General features: G+C 58.0%; 2 protein-coding genes. Both read left to right on the top strand.

Translation table 11 applies throughout. The features are described 5' to 3' along the window. Positions 1–1,182 (top strand): hypothetical protein (locus tag ACODJP_RS13690; protein ID WP_422482446.1); only part of this gene is annotated, 1,182 nt, incomplete at its 5' end. Then, positions 1,183–2,537, top strand: a 1,355-nt coding sequence (locus ACODJP_RS13685; RefSeq protein ID WP_422482444.1) for a hypothetical protein, incomplete at its 3' end; no start/stop codon positions are given.

The raw sequence follows: 2,537 nt of genomic DNA, 5'->3' as shown, positions 1-2,537 counted from the left end.
TACAAGCAGCAAGCCGACCAGAGCTTCGAGAATCTGGGACCGCTGTTGCGTGATGCGCTCACCGATGCAATCGATACAGCCCAGACGGTCGCTCTCAATAGTGCCGACATGGTCTCGTCCCTGTACGGCGATATCGGTCTTGATTTCAAGACTGCACTCGATGAGATTGTCGCACCTGATCTTGCCTCGATCGCCCAGAAGGCTGATGCGGCGAATCAGACCAAGCTGCTTTCCCAGATCGCCTCCAGTGGTGAGGGCACGGCAGCCTCTACAGCTGAGACAGCCGATAACACGAAGCAGACCGACACACGCATGGGCTCTCAGATCGCCTCGATGCTCAGTGAAGGATTGACCAGTGTGTTCACCGGCCTGTTCGGGGACGTCACCGGAGGCCTTATGGGCATGGTGGCCACCGAGATGCTGGGAGGGGTAACCGCAATCATCTCAACATTGCAGCCGATCATCGACATCATCTTCAACACCCTCTCTCCCTTGGGCATCCTGCTCACCATCCTCCAAGGGTTCGTCTCGGTGATGGAGCCGGCGCTCACCGCGGTATTCCAACCGCTGGTGGACGTGTTCACCTGGATCGGGACCACCTTGGCAAGTCTGTTCCTGCCGGTCTTGGATGTACTGCACACAGCCTTCGCCTTGGTGGGAAACATCCTTATGGCGGTCCTTACCCCTGTATTGCAAAGCCTTGAGCCGGTCTTCCAGGTCATCAGCGGCATCATGATGGCATTCTCACCCATCCTGCTGTTGGTGGCCAAGGCGTTCACGATCCTCATGAGCCCACTGCAGTACGTTGCCGACCTGCTCTCCTGGCTCGGAAGCTGGGTGCAGTACCTCGGGTCCGTGATTGCCACCGCGGCCTACAACCTGGTGCACCCGTTCAGAAAAAAAAGCTATGCATCCAGTCCCGGATCCTTTTCCAGCGACGCCTTCAGCGGCCTTGGTGATCGCCTGGCAAACATCGATGCGATCGCAGACCAGGGGAGCGTGGCAACCGACGCGGTCTCCACCACCACGGCAGTGGGAAACGCAGGGTATCAGGGAGCGACGCAAGTGACCATCAACATCTACCAGCAGGCACCGGTTGTAGGCAGCGACGGGATGCGCGCCTTCGCCCGGATGATCCGAGGCGAGTTCGAGCGGCTGGATTACTACGGAGTGACAACCTAGATGAGCATCATACACAGCCCCTCTCTCACCCTCACCTTCCTGGGAGGCGACCTCGAGGCGGGACACTCCTTGGTACAGACGATCGGCGAACAGCATATCGCACGCAGGTCGATCACCTTCCACCAGCAGTTGCTCAGCGGACTGAAAAGCGCCTCGAATCAGGTTGATCTGCTCTTGGATAAGGCTTGCCTTGCAATCGAGGACATCATTGCCACCGAAGGCGATGTGAAGGCCGTCCTCGCCGATGGGACAGAGACATTGTTCACCGGATATCTCTCGACCAGCTACAACTGGATGCTCACCGACAGCGGAAAGCAAGCGCTGGCGATCACCATCGAGGACACCGGCACCCGGTTGTTGGGAAAAGCCTTCATCGAAAGTGGACGGCACCTATTCTACTGTACTGCCAGCGAGGCGATCGAGGCAATCTGCACAAGAGCGGGTATCACCGTATCACCGGATTGCATTTCCCTCACTTCTCCGGTCACCCGAAGCGTGGATGGATCTGCAACCTGCGGTGAGCTGTTGGACCAATTGGTGTATGAACTGGGTCATGTGTATTTCTTTGATGCACTGGGGCACCTCAGGCTGTTCAAGGTGGACTGTACCTCCACTGAGAACCTCCCCACCCTCGACAAGGACGACCTGGTGGTGGTGGGAGGTAAGGCGATCACGCTTTCCAAGAAGATCCGCCAGTACAAGAGTGCACGTGTATCCTTTACCCGTTTAGGGACGGCAGGCGACTATCTGGTGTACCGCAACACCACAGGACGAGGGGATGGGCACCCGTATTGTTTCCTCAAGCTGGAAGGTGGTGCGCACTTCGACGGCAGTGAAATCTATACCCAAGGAGAGTGGACCGAAGCCCAGACGGACAGCTTTCGCACTCCCGCCCTCATCGAAGCCTGCAACGCCGCTAGTGAGATCGATATCGTGGGATCGAGCGACATCATCGCCGTCTCGAACGTGCGCACCGAGTTCACCGCCGAAAGCGGCTACATCACCGCGAGTATCGCCGAAGCAGGCGGTCCGTACCTGCAGGTGGCGGCGCACAACAACGGGACGCTGGCCTACCACATCACCAGATTCGATGCGTATGCCGACATCATCTATGTGCGTGACACGAACATCGTCAGGACTGCCGACAGTATCTACGAGGGAGAAAACTCGGACAACCTGCTTTCCGAGGAGCTGCTGTTCGTACACGAGCGCACCCTGGCCCAAGAGCATGCAAACCTCCTGGGCCAGTTCCACCGCCATGCTGGCAGCCAGTACACCTTCTTCTCGGCCGTCGACTTGAATTGCGGCTCCCTGGTACGCCTGATCGACGATGCCTTCAGCGGCCTGAATGTTTC

It is taken from the genome of Pleomorphochaeta sp. DL1XJH-081 (assembly GCF_049310885.1).
GTDB lineage: Bacteria > Spirochaetota > Spirochaetia > Sphaerochaetales > Sphaerochaetaceae > CAYZJV01.
Note: the sequence above shows the minus strand (reverse complement) of the source record. Positions and strands in the feature narration are given on the sequence as shown.